Origin of the sequence: Parabacteroides sp. An277, assembly GCF_002159645.1 — a bacterium.
Classification (GTDB): Bacteria; Bacteroidota; Bacteroidia; order Bacteroidales; family Tannerellaceae; genus Parabacteroides.
On sequence record NZ_NFJB01000001.1, the window covers coordinates 12,893 to 37,964 of the forward strand.

Sequence of the window (25,072 nt, forward strand, 5' to 3'; positions counted from 1 at the left end):
TAATGTTAAACTTAAATAGTATACATGATGAAGACAGAAGCTATTTTAGCCGCTTTGGAAGCGAAGCATCCGGGCGAGAAAGAGTATTTACAAGCCGTTAAGGAAGTCCTTTTATCGATTGAAGAGGTGTATAACGAACATCCTGAGTTCGAAAAGGCAAAAATAATAGAACGGTTGGTCGAACCGGACCGTATTTTTACGTTCCGTGTGCCTTGGGTGGATGACCGGGGTGAAATCCAAGTTAACTTAGGATATCGTGTTCAATTTAACAACGCGATCGGCCCGTACAAAGGTGGATTGCGGTTCCATCCATCTGTCAATCTTTCCATTTTGAAATTCTTGGGTTTTGAACAGACGTTTAAGAATGCGCTGACGACGCTCCCGATGGGCGGCGCGAAAGGCGGTTCCGACTTTGCTCCTCGAGGAAAGAGCGATGCGGAAATCATGCGTTTCTGCCAGGCTTTCATGTTGGAGTTATGGCGTAACGTAGGACCGGATACAGATGTGCCGGCTGGCGATATCGGTGTAGGCGGACGTGAGATTGGGTATTTGTTTGGCATGTATAAGAAACTGAAACGGGAACATACGGGTACCTTCACAGGCAAAGGTTTGGAATATGGAGGTTCTATCCTTCGTCCGGAAGCAACAGGTTTTGGCGCGTTGTATTTTGTACACCAGATGTTGGACGAACATGGTATCGATATCAAGGGAAAGACAGTGGCTATCTCGGGTTTCGGAAACGTAGCTTGGGGCGCAGCGACAAAAGCGACGCAATTGGGCGCGAAGGTAGTGACGATTTCTGGCCCGGATGGTTATGTGTACGATCCGGAAGGTATCTCAGGAGAGAAAATTGATTATATGTTGGAATTGCGTGCATCGGGCAACGATGTGGTTGAGCCTTATGTCGAGGAGTTCCCGAACGCTACATTCTACGCGGGTCGCAAACCGTGGGAACAGAAGGTAGACATCGCGCTTCCGTGTGCGACCCAAAACGAGTTGGATGCCGACGATGCGCAAAAGTTGATAGATAACCATACCTTGTGTGTGGCTGAGGTTTCCAATATGGGATGTACGGCTGAGGCTGTGGATCTCTTCATTGCCCATCGCCAACTCTTTGCGCCGGGCAAGGCAGTGAATGCGGGTGGCGTAGCTACTTCCGGCCTGGAAATGACGCAGAATGCCATGCATATTTCTTGGTCTGCTGCTGAGGTGGATGCTCGTTTGCATCAGATTATGAGCGATATTCACGGACAGTGCGTGGCACATGGCAAGGAAGGTGATTATGTGAACTATGTGAAAGGTGCTAATATCGCCGGGTTCATGAAAGTGGCACGGGCGATGATGGCGCAAGGCATTGTCTGATGTCTTTCCCTACAAAAATGCTGGGTTAGTCTGCTAAACCAGGTAAAGTAAATGATAAGATGAATAAAAGAAGGTGTGTCGTAATGCACGATGCACCTTCTTTTCAGTTACTTTCTGATAACATTTTCTTATTTATGATACACCCTCTTTTTTGTTTTTGTGCCTTTCTGCATAAACCCATAAGACTTACATTGGCGATTGCAAACCTCCTGCAATTTGCAGCAACCTTACAATTCCGATTGTAAACCTCCTACAATTTGCAGCAACCTTACAATTCCGATTGCAAACCTCCTACAATTTGCAGCAACCTTACAATTCCGATTGCAAACCTTCCGCAAGTTTGCAGCAACTTTACAATTCCGATTGCAAACCTCCTACAATTTGCAGCAACCTTACAATTCCGATTGCAAACTTCCTGCAAGCTGCAGCAACCTTGCAATCCCGATTGCAGACTTCCTGCAATTTGCGGCGACCTTACAATTCCGATTGCAAACCTCCTTTATCTACAAAAGAGGGTGTGTCGTAGTGGATATATAGCACGCAGAAAAACGCGGACTAAAGCGCAGATGACCACAGATTTTTATTTTTTGCGATACATATCGCATAGCCATAAAAGAATCTGCGGTCATCCTTTAGTCTGCGTTTTTCTGCGTCCCATTTCCTATTTCAACGCACTTTCTCTTTATCTTTTTCTGCTTTTTCAAAAAAAACGAGGCTGCACCTATTTCGACACAGCCTCTTTTTACGAATTTACTATTTGAGTAGCTTTCCGTCGGCGAATGCATTACCTACTTTTTCGCCAATCTTCAGGTAGGTGTTGTTGAAGGGGTCGAAGCAGATAGGTGCGACTTTGGCGGGGTCTACCTGGCCATGCTCGTTCAACGCCCGTTCGTCTACGCTGACATTGACGATTTCGCCCCGCAGGATGCAGGTCTCTGGATTGTAGTCTTTCAACCGGCATTCGAGGGCAACGGCCAGTTCGTCGATAAGCGGTGCGTCTACGAAACTGGATTTCGTCGCATGGAATCCGGCTTTCGTAAACTTGTCTTCTACGTGATTGCCTGACACGATGCCTACATAGTCGCAAGCGATTACATGTGCCGCATCGGCCATGCTGACGGTAAAAGCTTTCCGTTTCAAGATGTTTTTTACGGTCTTATGTCCTTCGCTTAGGCACATGCTGATTTCGTTCATTTCACTGATGCCACCCCAGGCTGCGTTCATCGCATTGGGAATTCCGTTTTCGTCGTAGGCCGCAATAATCAGCACCGGTTGCGGGTAACTGAGCGGTTTAGCTCCAAAATTCTTTCTCATATTTATATAATGTATAGTAAGTTATTTTTGTATCCAGTTTGAAATGTCAGATGGTGTAGCTCCGTTGAGGAGTTTCCCTTGTTGCCAATGAATGGACGGGTACGTCTTCTTTAGTTCTTGGACGGAGTGGGAGATACTGCTTCCGCCTGAAGTAGCAAAAGGAATGACCGTTTTCCCCGCGAAGTCCTGACTTTCAATAAACGAATTGATGATACGCGGTGCTTGGTCCCACCAGATAGGATAACCTAAGTAAATCGTCGTGTAATCCGCCCAGTTAGGTACGCTTCCGTCCAGTTCCGGGCGAGCCTTCGCGTCGTTCATTTCCACGCTCGAACGAGAGGATTTGTTATGCCAGTCCAAGTCTGCTGAGGTGTAGGCTTTTGCGGGCTGTATTTTATACAAATCTGCTTGGGTCGCGGTTGAAATCAATTTCGCTACCCGTTCCGTATTTCCCGTGGCAGAGAAATAAACTACTAATGTTTTACCTTTCATGGCTTCTGTTTTTTGTGCGGTCGCTGCGAAACAAACCAGCAGGGCGGCCGCGATGAATAATACAAATCGTTTCATATCTTATATGTTTTAATTTATTTACGCCGTAAAAATAGATATGAATCCGGAAAGAAATACTACCCAAATTACGGATATTTGATTGAATCGGTGGTTTCGGACAATGACCGAGAGTGTCGCTAGTATCCAAGGAAGGATTCGTATCGGGTACGAAAATGGGATGCTTGCGGGGAAAGTCCTGTCGTAGTTGTTCATTTCAAATATAATGACTACTTTTGCACGGTTTTTAATAGCTAAATAAATTAACATCCAAAATATATGAGTAAGAAATTTGCCGAGTATTCGAAGTTCGACTTGTCGGACGTGAATAAGGAAATCCTGAAAAAGTGGCAAGACGGCGATGTCTTCCACAAGAGTCTTGAAATCCGCGAAGGGCATCCTTCGTTCGTGTTCTATGAAGGGCCTCCTTCTGCGAACGGTATGCCGGGTATCCACCACGTGATTGCGCGCTCTATTAAAGATATTTTCTGCCGGTACAAGACGATGAAGGGTTTCAAGGTCAATCGTAAAGCCGGTTGGGATACGCACGGGCTTCCGGTGGAGCTGGGCGTAGAAAAGTCGCTGGGCATTACGAAAGAGGATATCGGCAAGAAGATTTCGGTAGCGGAATATAATGCGGCTTGCCGTAAGGACGTGATGAAGTTCACGAAAGAATGGACAGACCTGACCGAAAAGATGGGCTATTGGGTCGATTTGGAGAATCCCTACATCACCTATGATAACCGCTACATCGAAACACTCTGGTGGCTCTTGAAGCAGCTTTACAACAAAGGATTATTATATAAAGGATATACCATCCAGCCCTATTCGCCGGCAGCCGGTACGGGATTAAGCTCGCACGAGTTGAACCAGCCGGGATGTTATCGGGACGTAAAGGACTTGACCGCCGTGGCTCAGTTCAAGATGAAGAACCCGAAGCCGGAGATGGCACAGTGGGGTACGCCTTACTTCCTCGCATGGACCACTACGCCGTGGACGTTGCCTTCCAATACCGCGCTCTGCGTCGGACCGAAGATCGATTATGTAGCGGTTCAGACCTACAATACTTATACGGGTGAGAAGGAGACGGTCGTATTGGCAAAGGCTTTGCTTTATACGCACTTCAACAAGAAGGCAGAGGGCATCGCGTTAGAGGATTACAAGCCGGGCGATAAGTTGGTTCCATTCAAGATCGTCGGTGAGTATAAAGGTCCGGATTTGGTGGGCATGGAGTACGAGCAACTCCTCCCGTGGGTTAAACCGGTTGAGTTGGATGAAAACGGGAACTGGCGGGATGCTTCGGCGAAGGCTTTCCGGGTAATTCCGGGTGATTATGTAACGACGGAAGATGGTACAGGTATCGTACACATCGCGCCGACCTTTGGTGCGGACGATGCTTTCGTGGCGAAGGCTGCGGGCATTCCTTCCCTGTTCATGATAAACAAGAAGGGCGAGACGCGTCCGATGGTGGATTTGACGGGTAAGTTCTACCTGTTGGATGAACTGGATGAGAAGTTCGTGGCGGAATGCGTCGACGTAGAGAAATATAAGGAATATGAAGGCCGGTGGGTGAAGAACGCTTACGACCCGCAGTTCACGGTGGATGGCAAGTATGACGAGAAAGCGGCACAGGCGGCTGAATCGCTCGACGTGTACATCTGCATGAAGATGAAGCAGGAGAACAAGGCTTTCAAGATGGAGAAGCATGTACACAACTATCCGCACTGCTGGCGTACCGACAAGCCGGTGCTCTATTATCCGTTGGATAGCTGGTTCATCCGTTCGACGGCTTGCAAGGAGCGGATGATGGAGCTTAACAAGACCATCAACTGGAAACCGGAATCGACCGGTACGGGTCGCTTCGGGAAGTGGCTCGAAAATCTGAACGACTGGAACCTGAGCCGTTCGCGCTATTGGGGAACTCCGCTTCCTATCTGGCGCAGCGAAGCAGGCGAAGAGGTTTGCATCGGTTCAGTCGAGGAGCTGTATAATGAGATTGAGAAGGCGGTGGCTGCCGGTTTCATGACGGAGAATCCTTACAAGAAACTCGGATTTACGCCGAACGTCTATACGAAAGAGAACTATGAACGAATCGATTTACATCGACCATATGTAGATGACATCGTGTTGGTTTCTCCGACAGGCAAGCCAATGAAACGTGAGGCGGATTTGATTGACGTATGGTTCGATTCGGGTTCGATGCCTTACGCCCAGCTGCATTATCCGTTCGAGAACAAGGAATTGATTGACCAGCGGACTTATTATCCGGCTGACTTCATCGCGGAGGGTGTCGACCAGACACGCGGATGGTTCTTTACACTCCATGCGATTGCGACGATGGTGTTCGACAGCGTATCGTTCAAGAATGTGGTATCGAACGGCCTGGTGTTGGATAAGAATGGCAATAAGATGTCGAAGCGTTTGGGCAATGCCATTGACCCATTCGCTACGATTGAGAAATATGGTTCCGACCCGCTGCGTTGGTACATGATTACGAACGCTTCGCCGTGGGACAATCTGAAGTTTGATGTCGAAGGCGTGGAAGAGGTGCGCCGCAAATTCTTCGGTACATTATATAATACCTATTCTTTCTTCGCGCTCTATGCGAATGTGGACGGTTTCGACTATTCGCAGCCGGAAGTGGCGTGGGAAAAGCGTCCGGAAATCGACCGCTGGATTCTCTCGCTCCTCAATAGCTTGGTGAAGGATGTGGACAACTTCCTGAACACGTACGAGCCAACCCGCGCCGGACGTGCGATTTCCGACTTCGTGAACGACCACTTGAGCAACTGGTACGTCCGTCTAAACCGCAAACGCTTCTGGCAAGGCGGACTGACGGAAGATAAGCTCTCGGCTTACCAGACTTTGTACACTTGCTTGGAGACGGTGGCGAAGCTGATGGCTCCTATCGCCCCGTTCTATGCCGACAAGCTGTTCTGCGATTTGATTGCCGTAACAGGCCGCGAGCAGGTAGCGTCGGTTCACCTCTCCGACTTCCCGGTTTGCCACGAAGCCTTCATCGACAAGGCATTGGAGGAACGGATGCAGATGGCACAGGATATTTCGTCGATGGTGTTGGCATTGCGCCGCAAGGTGAATATCAAGGTGCGCCAGCCGCTCCATGTGCTGATGGTTCCGGTGGTGGACGCACACCAGCAGGAAAGCATCGAGGCGGTGAAGCCGCTTATCCTGAACGAGGTGAATGTGAAGGACATGAAATTCGTCGACAATACGGCGGGCATCCTCGTAAAGCGCATCAAACCGGACTTCAAGAAATTGGGCCCGCGTTACGGCAAAATCATGAAGGCATTGGCGGCGCAAATCCAGCAAATGAGCCAGGAGGACATCAACGCGTTCGAAAAGGCGGGGGTTTTCACGCTCTCGGTAGAGGGGCAAGAGGCTGTCATCGAGCGTGCGGATGTGGAAATCATCTCCGAAGATATTCCGGGATGGCTGGTTGCCAACGAAGGTCGCCTCACGGTGGCTTTGGATATCACCATCACGGATGATTTGAAGAAAGAGGGCTTGGCGCGCGAACTGGTGAACCGCGTCCAAAACTTGCGCAAGAGCAGCGGGTTCGACATCACGGACAAGGTAAATATCACCGTCGCTTCCTCCGCCGAGATGGACGACGCCATCCGTGCCTACCAGGATTACATCGCCACGCAAGTATTGGCCAACAGCATCGAAATCGTGCCGGCTCCGGTTGAGGACGCCACGGTGCTCGACTTCGAGGACTTCACTTTGGCGGTGAAAGTCGTGAAGGCATAAAATATAGAGGAAAATGAAAGTATGCACGGAGCAGAGTCGGAAAACTTTGTCTCCGTGCTTTTGTGTTTAATTTTAGTACGATAAAAAAATGGCGAAGCGAAGGTTGACCAATAGCCAGGTGGCGTGTTTGACGCTTTTGTGGGGAATATTGTGTTATATGTTGTTAGCTTACAGTTCGAAGATTACATTTGAGACGATTTTCTGGATTCTTGCGTCGGGTATCATTGTGTTTGTGCCGATTTATAAAAACGTGCGGGGTAGGAACAGTGACAAATCGTAAGTTTTAATTCAGGAAAGAAGAAAAATGACAGAAAATAGATATTTATTCTTTCATTTGTTTGCTGATAACAAAAAATACTATATCTTTGCAACCGAATCAAACGAAATAGGATTCGAATAGTAAGTATCACATTAAATATAGAAGAAAACATGAAAGCTAATGAAGTTTTAGACATGCTGAAACGCCGCTTTCCGAATGAACCGGAATATCATCAGGCAGTTTCAGAAGTATTAGGGACAATCGAAGAGGTTTACAACGAACATCCGGAGTTTGAAAAGTCGAATCTGATTGAACGCCTTTGCATTCCCGACCGGATTTTCTCATTCCGCGTGACTTGGGTAGACGACAAAGGACAGGTTCGGACGAACATGGGTTACCGCGTACAGCACAATAACGCCATCGGCCCGTACAAAGGGGGTATCCGTTTCCACGCTTCGGTAAATCTTTCTATCCTGAAGTTCTTGGCTTTCGAGCAAACCTTTAAGAACTCTTTGACTACGCTTCCGATGGGTGGCGCCAAGGGTGGTTCGGATTTCAGCCCGCGTGGGAAGAGCAACGCTGAAATCATGCGTTTCTGCCAGGCGTTCGTGACGGAATTGTGGCGTCATATCGGTCCGGATACGGATGTTCCGGCTGGTGATATTGGTGTAGGCGGACGCGAAGTAGGCTATATGTATGGCATGTACAAGAAGTTGGCACGCGAAAATACAGGTACGTTCACGGGTAAGGGCATCGAGTTCGGCGGTTCGTTGATTCGTCCGGAGGCTACGGGTTATGGTAACGTTTACTTCCTGCTCCAGATGTTGAAGACGAAAGGTATCGATATCAAGGACAAGGTGGTTACGGTTTCTGGTTCGGGTAACGTGGCTCAATATACGGTTGAGAAGTTGATTACCTTGGGCGCAAAGGTCGTTACAATGTCCGACTCGGATGGCTATATTTACGACCCGGATGGTATCGACCGCGAGAAGTTGGATTACATCATGGAATTGAAGAACCTCTATCGTGGACGTATCCGCGAATATGCCGAGAAGTATGGCGTGAAGTATGTTCCGGGCGCACGTCCTTGGGGCGAGAAGTGCGACATCGCGATGCCGTCGGCTACGCAGAACGAAATCAATGGCGACGATGCACGTGCTTTGTTGGCTAACGGTTGCTTCGCTGTATCGGAAGGTGCCAACATGCCTTCTACGCCAGAAGCTATCGACGAGTTCCTCAAGGCGAAGATTCTCTACGCTCCGGGCAAGGCTGCCAACGCCGGCGGTGTATCCGTTTCGGGTCTGGAAATGACGCAGAATGCGCAGAAGCTCAGCTGGTCGAGCGAAGAGGTTGACCAGAAGTTGAAAGACATCATGGCCAATATCCACGAGCAGTGCTTGAAGTATGGCACGCAAGAGGACGGTTACGTCAACTACGTGAAGGGTGCGAACGTGGCCGGCTTCATGAAGGTAGCCAAGGCTATGATGGCACAAGGCATTTTGTAAATTGACAATTGATAATTGACAATTGACAATTTATACTGGGGGAAGGAAGGTGTCGGATGATCCGCATCTTTCTTCCCCTATTTAATTGTCCATTATCCATTGTCAATTGTCCATTCATAAAGTTCCCGGAAGTTTGTGGGGCGATGCTGGTGGCGGTATTCTGTCGGTGTGCATCGGAGGCTTTTCCGGAAATAGTGGCTCAGCGAGGAGGCCGACGCGAATCCGCACCGTTTGGCTATCTCCGTATAACTTAAATCGGTACACGCCAACCACTCGCACGCCCGCATTTGTTGGTATTCCTTAATAAACTCTTTCAACGAGAGACCTGTATGCAAGCGGAAGAGGACGCGGAAGTCGTTGGGGTTAAGTCCCGTCGATGCGATGAAGTGGCTCGTCTCCAGCCGGCAATCTTTCGCCAACGCTTGCGCCAGGCAGTCCATCAGTTCCGAGCCCGTCGGCTCGATTTTCTTTTCCACAGGTTCCCAGCGCATCCAGCCGTTGTCGTACGTCACAAACCGTTTAGTCAGGATGGAGACGTAAATGTCTTTCACCGTTGTCTGTTTGAATTGAATGGCTTTCATTTTTTTCTTTTTGCCTGCAAGATAATGGTTTTTTCCTTAGTAAACAAGTTTTTTGTCAAATAGAAAACAAATGAACAAAGAAATTTCTATTCTTTGAATACATGGAAAGCTGCGAACAAAGCAATTTCTATTCTTTGAACATATGGAATGCTGCGAACAAAGCAATTTCTCTTCTTTGAACATATGGAAAGCTGCGAACAAAGCAATTTCTATTCTTTGAATACATGGAATGCTGTGAACAAGGAAATTTCTATTCTTTGAACACATGGAATGCTGCGAACAAAGCAATTTCTATTCTTTGAACATATGGAAAGCTGCGAACAAAGCAATTTCTATTCTTTGAACACATGGAAAGCTGCGAACAAAGAGACACCGTTTCCGGAATCTTTTTTATTTAGAGATAGAAAGAACCCTGGTTATTGCCTCTGCCGAACGCCGCAGACTTTTCGAAGAGGCTCCCTACCGATTAAATGAAAGAACCATGTAGAAAGGAGAGAAAAAGCAGGTTGCCCTTTTCTATTTTCACGATTCTTTATACCTTAGCGGGCAAAAGAACAAGTATGGGAAACAAAGAAATTTTACAAGAGATGTACCTTTCGCTCGCAGGCGAACCGCCGCAGCAGATGACGGCTTTGCCCGGCGCGGGGTCGAACCGACGGTATTATCGCCTCGAAGGGAAACGGAGGATGGTAGGTGTGAGGGGGACATCCGCGGAGGAAAACCGGGCGTTTGTGTATATGGCGCGCCATTTCCGGTCGGCGGGATTGCCAGTGCCGGAAGTTTACGCCGTATCGGACGACGGGTTGTGCTATCTCCAAGAGGATTTGGGCGATACGCTCCTTTTCGATGCCATCCGACCGGGGCGGGAGAGCGGACAGTTCTCCCCGGAAGAGAAGCAATGGCTGCGCCAGACGATACGCCTCCTCCCGAAATTGCAGTGCGCGGGAGCGAGGAATTTCGACTTTTCCAGGTGCTACCCGCAAGCGGAATTCGACCGGCGCGCTGTCTTCTGGGATTTGAACTATTTCAAATATTGCTTTTTGAAGGCGACAGGGCTGGAATTCGACGAAGGACGGCTGGAGGATGATTTCGACCGTTTGGCAGAGGTCCTTTTGGCGGAGCGGACGGATACGTTCATGTACCGGGATTTCCAGTCGCGCAACGTGATGATGCGCGCGGGCGCGCCGTGGTTCATCGATTTCCAGGGTGGGCGGCGCGGACCTGTCTACTATGACGTTGCTTCGTTTCTTTGGCAAGCGAAGGCGCACTATCCGGACGAATTGCGGGAAGAATTGCTGGCGGACTACCTGGAGGCATTGGCCCGATACCAGACGGTAGACGCCGTCCAATTCCGCCAGCGGCTGCGCCATTTTGTGCTCTTCCGCACGCTGCAGGTTTTGGGTGCTTATGGATTTCGCGGCTATTTCGAACGGAAACCACATTTCTTGCAAAGTATTCCTTTTGCGATGGCAAATTTGCGTCGCCTCTTGGAGCCGGATTTTACGGAATATCCTTACCTTTGCAAGGTCTTAAAAGAATTAACGCAATTGGAAACATTCAATACGCACAAAACAACCGAGAAGCTGCAGGTAACGATTACCAGTTTCTCTTATAAAAAAGGAATACCGGCCGACGCGTCGGGTCACGGGGGCGGATTCGTGTTCGATTGCCGTGCCCTCCATAATCCTGGGCGCTACGAACGCTATGCCACGATGACAGGCCGCGACGAGCCCGTTGCCCGATTCTTAGAAGAAGACGGCGAGGTGTATCCTTTCCTCGCACATGTGTATGCCTTGGTGGATGCCTCGGTAGCGCGTTACCAGGAACGCGGTTTTTCCCACTTGATGGTCTCGTTCGGATGCACAGGCGGGCAGCATCGTTCCGTTTATGCGGCGCAACGATTGGGGGAACATTTGCGAGACAAATATGATGTGAATATACATATTATACATAGAGAACAGAACATAGAAGAAAAATGGGAGTCTAATCAATGAAAGCACTTATCTTTGCCGCCGGAACGGGCAACCGATTGAAGCCCCTTACCGACACCGTACCTAAAGCATTGCTCCCAGTCGGCGGACGTCCGATGCTGGAGCACGTAATCCTCAAACTCAAAGACGCAGGATTCGACCAAATCACGATTAATATCCACCATTTGGGAGACCAAATCATCGATTTCCTCCGGGCGCACGATAACTTCGGTGTGGAAATCCATATCTCCGACGAACGGGAATACCTGCTCGATACAGGCGGAGGCATCAAGCACGCCGAACCTTTCCTCGACGGGACGGAACCTTTCCTGGTACACAATGTGGATATATTCTCGAACGTCGACCTTCGCCGGTTATACCAAAAACATTTGGAGGGGAACGCGCTTTCGACGCTGCTCGTCAGCCAGCGCAAGACCTCCCGCTACCTGCTCTTTGACAAAGAGAACAAACTATGCGGATGGCGCAATCGCGACACGGGCGAAGTCAAATCCTATTATCCCTATTTCGATCCGGCGCATTATACGGAATATGCCTTTGCCGGTATTCATGTTATCTCGCCGGAGATATTCCGCTGGATGGAAGAATGGACGGGCAAGTTTTCGATTATCCAATTCTACCTTTCTATTTGCGCGCGGACGAACATTCACGCTTGCGAATTTCCAGGACTCAAGTTGCTGGATATCGGAAAGCCGGAAACGTTGGCCGGAGCTGAAACGTGGATAAAGGAAAACCTGATGAATTAAAAATGAAAAGTGAGATTGGATTACTCCTTTTAATTGTGAATTGTTAATTATTCATTGCTATGAGCGGTTTACCCAATTTAAAAGATTTAGTGTTCAGGGATACGCCATTCGCGAACCTGATGAACAAACGCATATATAATGTATTGTTGATAGCCACCAAGTACGATGCCTTTATGTTGGAAGACGACGGACGGGTGGACGAGCAGATATTTAATGAGTACACATCGTTAAGCTTGAGCTATCCGCCCCGTTTTACGCAAGTAACAACTGAAGATGAGGCGTTGGCCGAGCTTAAGAACCGGAATTTCGAGTTGATTATCTGTATGCCGAATATGGACAACCGGGATATTTTCTCGGTCGCCAAGGAAATTAAGGTACATTACCCGAATATCCCGATTGTTGTCCTTACGCCTTTCTCGAAAGAGGTTTCCAAACGGTTGGCCAACGAAGATTTGAATGCTATCGATTATGTATTCAGTTGGCTCGGAAACGCGGAATTGCTCTTGGCCATCATCAAGTTGATAGAGGATAAGATGAATGCTCCACATGATGTGGCGAGTGTCGGTGTGCAGATTATTCTGTTGGTCGAAGACTCGGTACGCTTCTATTCATCGGCACTTCCTCACTTATATAAGTTTGTGTTGGAACAAAGCCAAGAGTTTTCGAAGGAGGCGTTAAATGCGCACTTGCAGAAGCTCCGGATGCGTGGGCGTCCGAAAATCAAACTGGCGCGTACCTACGAGGAGGCTGTTCGCATCTTTGAGCAATACCAGAACAATATCCTGGGTATCGTGTCGGATATGAGTTTCATGCACAATGGGGAGAAAGATCCGTACGCAGGATATAAGTTTGGGCAATATGTTCGGAAGACGGGTAAAATCGTTCCTTTTATCTTGGAATCTTCGGAGACAAAGAACGTGATTTATGCAAACGAGTTAGGCGCTTCGTTTATTGATAAGAATTCGAAAAGTTATCCGCAGGATTTGCGTCGTATCATTACCGACCGCTTCGGGTTCGGGGATTTCGTCATCATCAACCCGCAGACGAAAGAGGAAATCATGCGTATCAAGGATTTGAAAGATTTGCAGAAGAAGGTCTTCATGATACCGGATGATTCGCTCGTTTACCATTTGAGCCGGAACCACTTTTCGCGTTTCTTCTACTCTCGCGCGATGTTCCCGCCTGCCGAGGTGCTGAAGAACGTAGACGTGAGTGATTATACCGACATGGACGAGGCGCGCAAGTTGATATTCGACCTCATTGTCCAGTATCGCCGGATGAAGAACGCCGGTGTCGTGGCCGTGTACCAGAAAGACCGCTTCGACGAATATAGTAACTTTGCCCGTATCGGCGACGGTTCGCTGGGCGGGAAGGGGCGCGGCTTGGCTTTCATTGGCGCGATGATTAAGCGTTATCCCAAATTGGAACAGGATAATTTCACGGTGAATATACCGAAGACCGTCGTCATTTGTACCGATGTTTTCGACGAGTTTATGGAGACGAACGAATTGTATCCAATGGCTTTGAGCGAACAAGAAGACGAAACTATTTTAAAGTATTTCCTCCGTGCCAGTCTTCCCAAACGTTTGATTGAAGATTTGATGGCTTTCTTCGATGTCGTCAAGGGACCGATTGCCATTCGTTCGTCAAGCCTCTTGGAGGATTCGCATTACCAGCCTTTCGCCGGAGTGTATTCTACGTATATGATTCCTAAATTGGAGGATAAGTATGAAATGCTCCGTACGTTGAGCGATGCGATTAAGGCCGTATATGCTTCGGTCTTTTATCGGGATAGTAAAGCCTATATGACGGCTACTTCGAACCTCATCGACCAAGAGAAAATGGCCGTAGTGCTCCAGGAGGTCGTGGGGACGAAGTATGGCACACATTTCTATCCGACGATTTCCGGTGTGGCACGTTCGCTCAATTTCTATCCGATTGGAAACGAGAAGGCGGAAGACGGAATTGCCAACATTGCCCTCGGATTGGGAAAATACATTGTGGATGGGGGCGTGACGCTTCGTTTCTCGCCTTGTCACCCGCACAATATCCTTCAGATGAGTACGCTGGATTTCGCCCTGCGCGAAACGCAAACCCGCTTCTATGCTCTGGACCTGTCGGACGAAAAGGTGGCAGACAAATTCTCTGTGAACGATGCATTCAACCTCTTGAAGTTGAATCTGAAGGATGCAGATGCCGACGGTGCCTTGAAATACATCGTTTCGACCTACGACCCTTACGATATGATTATCCGAGACGGTTATTATCCGGGTGGGCGCAAGGTGCTTTCGTTTGTCAATATCTTGCAGCATGAAGTTTTTCCGCTTTCTGATACGTTGGACCAGCTTTTGAAGATAGGGCAGAAGGAAATGGGACGGCCCGTGGAAATTGAATTTGCCGTCAACATCAGCAAGGAGGATCCGAAAAAGGCGGCGTTCTATCTTTTGCAAATCCGTCCGATTGTAGATAATAAGGAGGTCATCAACGAGGATTTGACGCTCGTCCCCGACGAAGACACGATTCTTTCTTCCAAGAATGTATTGGGCAATGGCATCATTAGCGATGTACAGGATATTATTTATGTGAAGAGCGAGACTTTCAATGCTTCCAATAACCAACTGATTGCTTACGATATCGAAAAGATGAACCGGCAATTCACGGGAACGGACCAAGGTTATATTCTCGTCGGGCCGGGACGATGGGGGAGCAGCGACACGTGGCTGGGCATTCCCGTTAAATGGCCGCATATTTGCAATGCGCGGGTCATCGTAGAGTGCGGGTTGGAAAATTATCGCATCGACCCGAGCCAGGGGACGCATTTCTTCCAGAATTTGACGTCGTTTGGCGTCGGTTATTTTACGGTCAATCCTTTCAATGGCGATGGTTGGTTCGACGAGGCCTATCTCAATGCGCTGCCCGCTGTTGAAGAGACGGAATATCTCCGGCATGTCCGGCTCGAAAAGCCCGCCGTAATTAAGATGGATGGGAAGAGGAGCCTGGGCGTTATCTTGAAATAGGGTAGGCTTGCAGAATGGCATGAAGGTTATAGCACGCTGACGGCGCAGACTAAAGCGCAGATAAACGCAGATTTTTATTTTAGGGTGGTAAATATCGCGTAGCCATTAAAAAATCTGTGTTTGTCTGCGCTTTAGTCTGCGTTGTTCTGCGTCCCATTTTCTATTTCGACACCTCCCGCCATCGGCAGGAGGGCTCAGAAAATTTGCGGAAGGTTCTCGCCATCGGCAGGAGGGCTCAGAAAATTTGCGGAAGGTTCTCGCCTTCGGCAGGAGGGTTTAGAAAATTTGCGGAAGGTCACGGCTTCATGCCGCGTACCTCCGCAAAAATTTTTTATAGCTTATACAAATCGCTTGCCGCCAAAAGTTCGAGTTTGTTGGCAGTTAATACTTCGGCACAGCGTTCGAGGTTGTCCGGACGGATAATGACGTTTGCCACATCGCCCTCCGAAAAGGCATACATGTATTCCACGAAGATGCCGGCTTCCGTGATGATTTCCATGGCCTTCGCCAAGGCGCCCGGTTGATTAGGGCAGTGCAGACAAATCACTTCGGCGATGCTGACGGCATACAGATGCTCGCGCAAGACGGCGATGGCTTTGTCTGGGTCAGATACGATCAGACGTAAAATGCCGAAATCGGAATTCTCGGATACGGTGAAAGCAGACATGTTCACGCCTGCCTCTCCCAGCAGTTTGGCTACTTCCGTAAAACGTCCTTTCTTATTCTCCAAGAAAATGGATAATTGTTTGATTAACATGGCTTGTTTCTCCTTTCTTATATTAATTTACGATTATCTATCACATGCTTTGCTTTGCCCATGCTTCGTTCGATGCTTCGCGGCTCTACGATGCGGATATCGGGCTGAAGTCCGATGACGCTCTGGATGCGATTCGCGATTTTCTTCTTCAATGCCAACATCTTGTTCATCTCGTCCGTATAATATTCCGGGCGTACTTCGACTTGAATCTGGAACGTATCGGTATTGTTCACACGGTCTACGATAATTAAATAATGGGCTTCGAATTCCGGCAGTTCGAGGATGACAGATTCTACCTGCGACGGGAATACGTTCACGCCTCGGATAATCAGCATATCGTCGCTTCGTCCGAGGATGCGGCCCATGCGCACCGCCGTACGTCCGCAGGCGCACTTTTCATAAATCAGATGGGTCAAATCGCGCGTCCGGTAACGTATCATCGGCATGCCTTCTTTCGTCAGCGTGGTGAAGACCAATTCGCCCGTTTCGCCTGGCGCTACGGGCTGGAGCGTCTGCGGGTCTACAATTTCTGGGAAGAAATGATCTTCCCACAGGTGCGTCCCGTTTTGGCATTCGCATTCGCCCCCTACGCCCGGACCGGAAATTTCCGTCAAGCCATAAATGTCATACGCCTTGATGTGCATCTTTTCTTGCAACTCTTTGCGCATGTTCTCTGTCCAAGGTTCTGCGCCAAAGAAACCGGCGCGGAGCTGGAATTCTTCGAGCGGTATGCCCGAGTTGTGTATCGTCTCTGCCAAATAGAGCGCATAAGAGGGCGTACAAGCCAACGCCTTCGCCCCGAAATCGTGCATGAGCTGGATTTGCTTTTGCGTATTGCCGCTACTCATCGGAATCACCGTGCCACCGATATTCTGCACGCCGTCGTGCAATCCTAATCCCCCGGTAAAAAGGCCGTATCCGTACGATACTTGTACCGAATCGTTTCGCGTAATGCCTCCTGCTGTAAGGACGCGGGAGACGCATTCCGCCCAGATGCCCAAGTCTCGGCGCGTATAACCTACCACAATCGGTTTGCCTGTCGTTCCCGACGACGCATGTAAGCGCACGATTTCCGACATCGGTACCGCCATCAATCCGAAAGGATAGTTATCTCTTAAGTCTTGCTTTACCGTAAAAGGAAGTTTTACAATATCATCAATCGACTGAATATCTTCCGGTACAAGTCCCATTTCTTGCATTTTCTTGCGATAAAAGGGAGAATTATGGTATACATGTTCTACCACCCGTTTCAATCGTATACTCTGCAATTTCCGCATTTCTTCGCGGCCCATGCACTCCATTGTTTCGTTCCAAATCATCGTTTTTCTATGTATTGTTTGTTAGTAATGAATTTAAATAGACCACAAAGTAATAACTTTTTTGTGAGAATTACTCACATTTGGGAAGCGAAATGTGGATTTTCATTCATTTTTTCTATGGGGAGTACTCTTTTTTCTCTTGGCTATCGGAACTCGAGGTTCCGAAAGAAGCATGTGGTCGGAGCAGATTGTGGACGAGCTGCCAACGTTGTGGAGAGTTCGGAGCAGATTGTAGACGAGTCGCCAACGTTGCAGGGAAGTCGGAGCAGATTATGGACGAGTCATCAACGTTGCAGGGAAGTCGGCGCAGATTGTGGACGAGCTGCCAACGTTGCAGGGAAGTCGGCGCAGATTGTGGACGAGCCGCCAACGTTGTGGGGAGTTCGGCGCAGATTGTAGACGAGTCGCCGACGTTGTGGGGAGTTCGGCGCAGATTGTGGACGGGAGGGTGTAAATTTCTCTTCATGTTGCCATATTTGCAAATAATCCTTATATTTGCAATCGAAAGTAACTAACAAACAACGAACAACACATGAAACACAAATTGTCTTTTGTATGCGCTGTGTCTTTATTGGCTGCAGTGTCTTGTGCGCCGAAACAAGAGGCGGGCGAGGAGATGGGATTAGTGGCATACACCAATCCTATGATTGGTACTGATTTTACGGGAAATACATATCCGGGAGCGCAAGTCCCCTTTGGCATGGTGCAACTGAGTCCAGACAACGGATTGCCGGGTTGGGACCGCATCGCGGGGTATTTTTATCCTGATTCAACGATTGCCGGATTTAGCCATACACACCTTTCGGGTACCGGAGCCGGTGATTTGTATGACATTTCGTTTATGCCCGTGACGAATCCTTACAAGAAGGCGGAGGCGCCATTGGGTATTTATTCTACTTTTTCGCACAACGACGAGCAGGCATCGGCCGGTTATTACCGCGTATGGCTGAAAGACTATAATATTAATGTAGAGTTGACCTCCACGGAGCGGTGCGGTATCCAGCGATATACATTCCCCGAGGCCGATGCTTCCATTATATTGGACTTGAAAAAAGCGATGAATTGGGACTTTACCATGGATTCGCATGTAGAAGTGGTCGATTCGTGTACGATTCGGGGATATCGCCATTCGATGGGATGGTCGCCCAAGCAACAGGTATATTTCCAAACCCGCTTCTCCCGGCCGTTCGACTCTTATACGCTGGATACGACAGCAATCGAAACGATGGACGCCGGGCGTATAGGTACTGCCACGATAGCTACGTTTAACTTCAAGACCGCGAAGGATGAAGAAATATTGGTCACGACAGCTCTTTCGGGTGTGAGCATGGAGGGAGCGGCTAAGAACTTGAAAGCCGAAGCGCCGAAAGATGATTTCGATTATTACCACCAACAAGCCGTACAACGCTGGAACGAAGCATTGGGAAAAATAGAAGTAGAGACAGACGATGCGAACCTGAAGACCATCTTCTATACGGCGATGTATCATGCCATGTTGGCACCTACGATTTATTCAGATGTAGACGGCATGTATTTCGGCCCGGATGGAAAGACGCATCAAGCGGATGGATGGACAAACTATTCTACCTTTTCGCTTTGGGATACGTATCGTGCCTCTCATCCTTTATTTACCTATATTCAACCGAAACGGGTGAATGATATGGTGGAATGTTTCCTTCATTTCTACGAACAAAGTGGCGCATTGCCTTTATGGAATTTGTATGGTTGGGAGACGAACATGATGATTGGTTATCACGCGGTACCTGTCGTTGTGGATGCGTATTTGAAGGGTATTGGAAACTTTGATGCAGAGAAAGCTTTGGAGGCTTGTATGGCTTCGGCCAATCGTGATGACTATCGTTCGATAGGTTTCTATAAAAAGCATGGATATGTACCGTGCGACGCGGAAAACTGGTCGATGTCTAAGACAATGGAATATGCCTACGATGATTATTGTATCGCCCGTATGGCCGAAGCGATGGGTAAGAAAGATATAGCTGCCGAGTTCGACAAGCGGGCGCAGAACTATCGCGCTGTGTTTAATCCGGCTACTTCGTTTATGCAACCTCGTGATTCGAAAGGGAAATTCATCCCGAATTATGACCCTGAAGAGTATATTGAGGACATTTGTGAGAGTAATGGATGGCAATACTATTGGTCTGTACAACATGATATAGAGGGATTAATCGAATTGACCGGAGGCGAGGAACGTTTCGCCCAACGATTGGATAGTATGTTTACGTTCAACCCGACCGACCCCAAGAAACTTCCTATCTTCAGTACGGGTATGATTGGGCAATATGCGCATGGCAACGAACCGGGTCATCACGTGATTTACCTCTTTAACCGGACGAAAGAACCGTGGAAGACGCAACAGTATGCAGCTCAGGTGATGCATACTTTATATACCAATGCGCCCGACGGACTTTGCGGGAACGAAGATTGCGGGCAGATGTCGTCGTGGTATGTATTTAGTGCGATGGGTTTTTATCCAGTAGACCCTGTAAGTGGACGATATGAAATAGGTACGCCACTCTTTCCTGAAGTGAAAATGCACTTAGATAATGGAAAAACTTTTACCATACAGGCGAAAAATGTAAGCCGGGATAATATCTATATCCAATCGGTAAAGGTAAATAGCCAGCCCTATACGAAGAGTTACATTACACATGAGATGATTATGCAAGGTGATACGTTGCAATTTGAAATGGGTAATCAGCCAGGGCCGGTTTGGTATGAGTAAATAGAGAAAGTAGAGAGAAAAAAGTTTAAAATGCGTCTAAGCTGAGGGAAAAATAGGGCTAAGCAGAAAAAAATAGGCGTTTCTTTAAACTTTTTCCTCTATATCTTTTTATATATACAAAGGTTTTTAATCTAAAGGCAAAGAAAACAATGAAAGGCATTGTATTAGCAGGCGGTTCAGGAACTCGTTTGTATCCGATAACGAAAGGCGTATCGAAGCAATTGCTTCCGATTTACGATAAGCCGATGGTATATTATCCCATCTCCGTATTGATGTTAGCTGGCATTCGGGAGATATTGATAATTTCTACTCCGCAAGACTTGCCGGGTTTCCGTCGATTGTTGGGGGATGGAAGTGATTATGGCGTACGTTTCGAGTATGCCGAGCAACCTTCTCCTGATGGTTTAGCGCAAGCTTTTTTGATAGGAGCAGACTTTATCGGAAATGATTCAGTATGTTTGGTCCTGGGCGATAATATCTTTTATGGACAAAGTTTTTCTGCTATGTTGAAAGAAGCTGTATTGGAAGCTGAAAGTGGAAATGCAGCCGTATTTGGTTATTATGTAAATGATCCAGAACGATATGGTGTGGTCGAGTTTGATAGGGGAGGCAATGTGATAAGCCTCGAAGAGAAACCTTGTAAACCGAAATCCAATTATGCGGTAGTGGGGCTTTACTTTTATCCACACGAAGTAGTTGAAGTAGCGCGCGGCATTAAGCCTTCAGCACGAGGAGAGTTAGAGATTACATCTGTTAATCAGGAGTTCCTGTCTCGTGGTAAATTGAAAGTTCAAATATTAGGGCGAGGATTTGCTTGGTTGGATACAGGTACGCATGATTCTCTTTCTGAAGCATCTACTTTTATTGAGGTTATTGAGAAACGACAAGGTTTGAAGGTGGCCTGTCTGGAAGAGATTGCCTATCGTAATGGTTGGATAAATGCAGAACGTTTACGGCAAATAGCTCAACCGATGCTGAAAAATCAGTACGGACAGTACTTAATTCAATTGACGAAGGAGTAAAATTTTGCATAAAAGAAAACAATTTAGATTTTTTGTTTGTTATATGGGTATAAAACATTAATTTTGCATTGCTTTTGCAGTAAAATGAATGTAGATTGTTTAATTTAAAAATGTTGATAGATTATGAAAGTGAAAGCATTATTGTTAGCAGTGTTGTCGGGATTTGTATTATCGGCCACAGCACAAGAGTACCAACCTCAGGTAGGTTTTAGTACTGAAAAAGGTTATAAGACCAACTTTAAGAAGAATAAAGCAAAAGACAATTGGTTTATTTCTATTGCTGGTGGTGTAAGTACTCTATTTGGAGATCAGAATGGGGAAGCTGATTTCAAAGATCGTTTGAATTTTGCGCCTCAGTTCTCGTTTGGTAAATGGTTTAATCCTTACTTAGGATTCCGTATTCAGGCAAATGGTGGTATTTTGCATGGTTTTGTAGGAGATAACGCAGAATTGATGCAACATAACAAGTATTTCGCAGCTCATGCGGACTTTCTGTGGGATGTAACGAACTTCTGGGCTCCTTATAATGAAAAGAAGGTATTCCGTTTGATTCCGTGGGTTGGTCTTGGATACGCACAACGCTTCAAGACGACAGAATCTGCTGAATTTGCAAGAACAGAGTCTCCGACGGTGAACTTTGGTATTTTGACAGCTTTCCGTTTGAGCAAACGTGTGGATTTGAACGTAGAAGTTCAAGGGTCATTGTTGAACGAGCAATTCAACCGTGTATCTATGTACCATTTGACAGATGGAATCGGTCAGTTGACAGCTGGTTTGACATTCAAATTGGGTAAGACTGATTTTGAAGTTTTGGAGCCGATGGATTACGACTTGTTAAACGACTTGAACGACCAAATCAATGCATTGCGTGCTGAAAATGAAGAACTGAGCAAGCGTCCAGTTTCGTGTCCGGAATGCAAAGAGACAGTTACTGAAGTGGTCAATAACGTAGTAGATAATGTAGTATTCTTTCGTCTGAATAGTGCGAAGATTGATAAGAATCAGCATATTAATATCTATAATACAGCGGAATATATTAAAGCAAACAATGTACCTATCAAGGTGATTGGTTATGCTGATAAGAAGACCGGTAAAGCTGATTACAACATGCAATTGTCTGAAAAACGTGCGAAAGCCGTTGCAAAAGAATTGACAGAGAAATATGGAATTTCTTCTAATCAGATTACGGTAGAATGGAAAGGTTGTGAAGAGCAGCCGTATAGCGAAAACAGCTGGAATCGCGTAGTTATTATGCGTGCAGACAACAAATAATCATTCTGCATAATACTAAAAAATAGCAGAGAGGTGCACAAATACGTGCACCTCTCTTTTTTATTAGAAAATTTGCGTATATTTGCATTTATCAAATGCAGGATATATAAGTTGAGATGGAATTTGACAAGAAACATGGATATCTGATCCAATGGCTTATTGGGATAGGCGATTTAATCGTCTTGAACTTGATGTTTATCGTCGTTTATAATTTGTTGGGACCGCTCTATACGCGTGCCATTTCTCATAATTTGAGAGAAGTTTTGTTGCTGTTGAATTTTTGCTACTTCTTTTCTCTCTATTTTGTGCCTATCCAATTACATCGCTCGATTGTTTATTTGGATAAAGTGGTGCAACGGGCATTTTCTGTGATTACTTTATTGATATTTTTGTTTGCAACTTGTTTGATATTTCTGAATGTCGGCGATGTATTGGCTACGTTTCTATTGGTTTATTACGTATCCACGATTGTCATTTTTTCTTGTTGGCGAGTATTAGTTCGTATGATGTTGAAGTTTTATCGTCGTAAAGGATATAACTTTAAAAAAATCATTATTGTCGGGGCAGGAAAAAATGGAATGGATTTGTATCGGGTTATGAAAGATGATATTTCTTCCGGCTTCAATATTTTAGGTTTCTTTGATGATAATCAGGTGTTGAAGGATGTATTGCCTAATTATCTGGGAACAACGGATAAAGTAGAAGAATATGCCTTGGCGCACGATGTGGATGAGATATACTGTACGCTTCCGGGGACGAATGGCGATAAGATTCTCCGCTTGTTGGATTTTTCGGAAAAACACATGATTCGTTTCTTTATTGTCCCTGAATTTTACCGGGATGTGAAGAAAAGTATGGTAATGGAAATTATGGAATCTATTCCTATTATTACCGTGCGGCGTGAACCTTTACAGGCTTTTTACAATCGGGCGTTGAAACGGCTTTTTGATATTGTCTTTTCTTCGGTCGTCTTGTGTACCGTTTTCCCCATTTTGTATGTAGTGGTGGGATTTTTGATAAAGAGAAGTTCTCCGGGTCCTATTTTCTTCAAGCAGAAGCGAACCGGATTGTATGGAAGGGATTTTGAGTGTTATAAATTCCGTACGATGCGTGTCAATGCGGAAGCGGATACGAAACAGGCCGAAAAAGATGACCCGCGGAAAACTAAAATAGGGGATTTCCTGCGGCGAACGAACTTGGACGAGTTTCCTCAGTTTATTAATGTGCTGAAGGGAGACATGTCGGTTGTGGGGCCGCGTCCGCACATGTTGAAGCATACGGAACAGTATTCCAGTTTGATTGACAAATATATGGTGCGCCATCTGGTGAAGCCGGGCGTCACGGGTTGGGCGCAAGTAACGGGCTATCGCGGGGAGACGAAAACGCTGGAACAAATGGAGGGACGTGTCAAACGCGATGTCTGGTATATCGAAAATTGGTCTTTCTTTTTGGATTTGAAGATAATCGTCGTGACGTTGCTGAACATGTTCCGGGGCGAAAAGAATGCCTATTGAATCTTGGAAGTATGGCTTTTAGAATTTGTGATTAGACAAAAAGATATTAAAAAGACGCTTTTTCTATCAGAAAGAAGCTGGAAAGTATTAAATGAATCATTTTGAAGTTTCCAGCAGCTGGAACATGCAAAATTGTCGTTTTTTATTATTCCAGCGGCTGGAAAGGTTTAAATCAAGGATTTTACGTTTTCCAGCGCCTGGAAGGGTCCAAATCAAGGATTTTGCGTTTTCCAGCGGCTGGAAAGCTGAAAATTGGAGATTGGATGTTTTCCAGCACTTGGCAACTCGAAAAAACACCTTTCAGGGGAAAATGAAATAAAATTGAGTTCCCATTCATCTTCTTATTTATAAATGTCGTATCTTTGCGGTCATGGGAAGAATTTTAGCGATAGATTATGGGCGGAAACGGACTGGAATCGCGGCGACGGACACGTTGCAGCTGATTGCAAATGGAATCGGTACGGTACCAAGCAGCGAGGTAGTTTCCTTTCTCTCGGATTATGTAAAGAAAGAACCGGTCGATTTGTTTGTGGTAGGGCTACCGAAGCAGCTGAACAACGAACCCTCGGAGAACATGAAGCGCGTAGAAGCGTTTGTAGCCCAACTTAAGCGAGCCGTGCCTTCTGTCCCTATTCAATATTATGACGAACGTTTTACCTCGGTGATGGCGCATCAGGCGATGATTTTGGGCGGATTGAAGAAAAAAAAGCGCCAAGAGAAAGCGTTAGTGGATGAAATTAGTGCTGTAATTATACTTCAAGCCTATTTAGAAAGTAAGAAATATCAATTATAAAAATATGATTTTACCTGTATATTTATATGGCCAGCCTGTTTTGAGGCAAGAGGCCGAAAAGGTTCCTCAAGATTATCCGGATTTGAAACAATTGGTGGTGAATATGTTCGAGACGATGTATCATGCAGATGGCGTCGGTTTGGCGGGTCCGCAAGTCGGGTTGTCATTGCAGATATTGGTGATCGATGCAAGTGTCATTAGCGATGATTACCCAGAGTGTAAAGATTTTAAAAGGGTAATGATTAATCCTGTTTTCTTGGAAAAGAGCGAAGAAACGGTTTCAATGGAAGAAGGATGCTTGAGTTTGCCGGGAATCCACGAGAAAGTGGCTCGTTCGAAGCGCATTCGGATTCAATATTGGGATGAGAATTGGGAAGAGCATATCGAAGAACTCCATGATTATGCAGCGCGTGTTGTACAACATGAATGTGAGCACCTGACGGGGCATGTTTTCATCGACAATATTTCGGCTATCCGTCGGCAATTGAATAAAGGTAAGTTGAACAGTATTATTAAAGGGACAGCTCGCTGTGCTTATCGGGCGAAGGCTGTTGGGAAATAAT

General features: G+C 46.7%; 19 protein-coding genes. 14 read left to right on the forward strand and 5 right to left on the reverse strand.

Annotated features, from left to right (window positions below; translation table 11 throughout):
* Nucleotides 1-27 precede the first annotated feature (27 nt).
* Nucleotides 28-1,362, forward strand: a complete 1,335-nt coding sequence (gdhA, locus tag B5F77_RS00045) for an NADP-specific glutamate dehydrogenase (RefSeq protein WP_087326246.1) — start codon at nt 28-30, stop codon at nt 1,360-1,362.
* Between the two features lie 753 nt (nt 1,363-2,115).
* On the opposite strand, the gene B5F77_RS00050 is transcribed toward gdhA, so the two are convergent.
* Together B5F77_RS00050 and B5F77_RS00055 are read right to left on the reverse strand one after the other, a co-directional pair.
* Nucleotides 2,116-2,676, reverse strand: coding sequence for a flavin reductase family protein (locus tag B5F77_RS00050; RefSeq protein WP_087325963.1), 561 nt, complete (start codon nt 2,674-2,676; stop codon nt 2,116-2,118).
* Nucleotides 2,677-2,697: 21 nt separating this feature from the next.
* Entirely contained in the window at nt 2,698-3,243 is a 546-nt protein-coding gene (locus B5F77_RS00055) for a flavodoxin (protein ID WP_087325965.1), read from the reverse strand.
* A gap of 258 nt (nt 3,244-3,501) precedes the next feature.
* On the opposite strand from B5F77_RS00055, the gene ileS reads away from it, so the two are divergent.
* From ileS to B5F77_RS00070, 3 genes are all read left to right on the forward strand, one after another.
* Nucleotides 3,502-6,993 (forward strand): isoleucine--tRNA ligase, encoded by a 3,492-nt coding sequence (gene ileS / locus B5F77_RS00060; RefSeq protein WP_087325967.1) that lies wholly within the window; start codon nt 3,502-3,504, stop codon nt 6,991-6,993.
* Between the two features lie 88 nt (nt 6,994-7,081).
* On the forward strand, nt 7,082-7,273 hold the full coding sequence (locus B5F77_RS00065; RefSeq protein WP_087325969.1) for a hypothetical protein: 192 nt from the start codon (nt 7,082-7,084) through the stop codon (nt 7,271-7,273).
* 149 nt (nt 7,274-7,422) lie between these two features.
* Nucleotides 7,423-8,757, forward strand: a complete 1,335-nt coding sequence (locus B5F77_RS00070) for an NADP-specific glutamate dehydrogenase (protein WP_087325971.1) — start codon at nt 7,423-7,425, stop codon at nt 8,755-8,757.
* A gap of 92 nt (nt 8,758-8,849) precedes the next feature.
* Here B5F77_RS00070 and B5F77_RS00075 read toward each other — a convergent pair whose 3' ends face one another.
* A complete protein-coding gene (locus B5F77_RS00075; RefSeq protein WP_087325972.1) occupies nt 8,850-9,338 on the reverse strand; it encodes a helix-turn-helix domain-containing protein in 489 nt (162 codons plus the stop codon).
* A 560-nt stretch (nt 9,339-9,898) separates the two neighbouring features.
* On the opposite strand from B5F77_RS00075, the gene B5F77_RS00080 reads away from it, so the two are divergent.
* From B5F77_RS00080 to B5F77_RS00090, 3 genes are read left to right on the forward strand one after another with little or no spacing between them, the layout of a single operon-like run.
* A complete protein-coding gene (locus B5F77_RS00080) occupies nt 9,899-11,332 on the forward strand; it encodes an RNase adapter RapZ (RefSeq protein WP_087325973.1) in 1,434 nt (477 codons plus the stop codon).
* Nucleotides 11,329-12,072 (forward strand): nucleotidyltransferase family protein, encoded by a 744-nt coding sequence (locus tag B5F77_RS00085; protein WP_087325975.1) that lies wholly within the window; start codon nt 11,329-11,331, stop codon nt 12,070-12,072. Before B5F77_RS00080 ends, B5F77_RS00085 begins: the two co-directional genes overlap by 4 nt.
* 59 nt (nt 12,073-12,131) lie before the next feature.
* Nucleotides 12,132-15,089: a PEP/pyruvate-binding domain-containing protein gene (locus tag B5F77_RS00090; protein WP_087325976.1), complete on the forward strand. Its 2,958-nt coding sequence runs from the start codon at nt 12,132-12,134 to the stop codon at nt 15,087-15,089.
* Nucleotides 15,090-15,420: 331 nt separating this feature from the next.
* Here B5F77_RS00090 and B5F77_RS00095 read toward each other — a convergent pair whose 3' ends face one another.
* Nucleotides 15,421-15,846 (reverse strand): amino acid-binding protein, encoded by a 426-nt coding sequence (locus B5F77_RS00095; RefSeq protein ID WP_087325978.1) that lies wholly within the window; start codon nt 15,844-15,846, stop codon nt 15,421-15,423.
* A 17-nt stretch (nt 15,847-15,863) separates the two neighbouring features.
* Nucleotides 15,864-17,165 carry a phenylacetate--CoA ligase gene (locus tag B5F77_RS00100; protein WP_087325980.1) on the reverse strand — a complete coding sequence of 434 codons (1,302 nt, stop codon included), beginning with the start codon at nt 17,163-17,165 and terminating at the stop codon, nt 15,864-15,866.
* 532 nt (nt 17,166-17,697) lie between these two features.
* Here B5F77_RS00100 and B5F77_RS00110 point away from each other — a divergent pair.
* The 7 genes from B5F77_RS00110 to def all read left to right on the forward strand — a co-directional run bounded on the left by B5F77_RS00110 (nt 17,698) and on the right by def (nt 25,071).
* A complete protein-coding gene (locus B5F77_RS00110) occupies nt 17,698-19,908 on the forward strand; it encodes a GH92 family glycosyl hydrolase (RefSeq protein WP_087325983.1) in 2,211 nt (736 codons plus the stop codon).
* A gap of 149 nt (nt 19,909-20,057) precedes the next feature.
* The gene (gene rfbA / locus B5F77_RS00115; RefSeq protein WP_087325985.1) at nt 20,058-20,930 is read left to right on the forward strand and encodes a glucose-1-phosphate thymidylyltransferase RfbA; all 873 of its coding nucleotides are present in this window, start codon (nt 20,058-20,060) and stop codon (nt 20,928-20,930) included.
* A 123-nt stretch (nt 20,931-21,053) separates the two neighbouring features.
* Nucleotides 21,054-22,202, forward strand: coding sequence for an OmpA family protein (locus tag B5F77_RS00120; protein WP_087325987.1), 1,149 nt, complete (start codon nt 21,054-21,056; stop codon nt 22,200-22,202).
* Between the two features lie 116 nt (nt 22,203-22,318).
* Nucleotides 22,319-23,716: an undecaprenyl-phosphate glucose phosphotransferase gene (locus B5F77_RS00125; RefSeq protein WP_087325989.1), complete on the forward strand. Its 1,398-nt coding sequence runs from the start codon at nt 22,319-22,321 to the stop codon at nt 23,714-23,716.
* Nucleotides 23,717-23,817: 101 nt separating this feature from the next.
* The gene (locus B5F77_RS00130; RefSeq protein ID WP_140392777.1) at nt 23,818-24,030 is read left to right on the forward strand and encodes a hypothetical protein; all 213 of its coding nucleotides are present in this window, start codon (nt 23,818-23,820) and stop codon (nt 24,028-24,030) included.
* 56 nt (nt 24,031-24,086) lie between these two features.
* Nucleotides 24,087-24,509, forward strand: a complete 423-nt coding sequence (ruvX, locus tag B5F77_RS00135; RefSeq protein ID WP_087325993.1) for a Holliday junction resolvase RuvX — start codon at nt 24,087-24,089, stop codon at nt 24,507-24,509.
* Nucleotides 24,510-24,513: 4 nt separating this feature from the next.
* On the forward strand, nt 24,514-25,071 hold the full coding sequence (gene def / locus B5F77_RS00140; protein ID WP_087325995.1) for a peptide deformylase: 558 nt from the start codon (nt 24,514-24,516) through the stop codon (nt 25,069-25,071).
* The last annotated feature ends 1 nt before the right edge of the window (nt 25,072 follow it).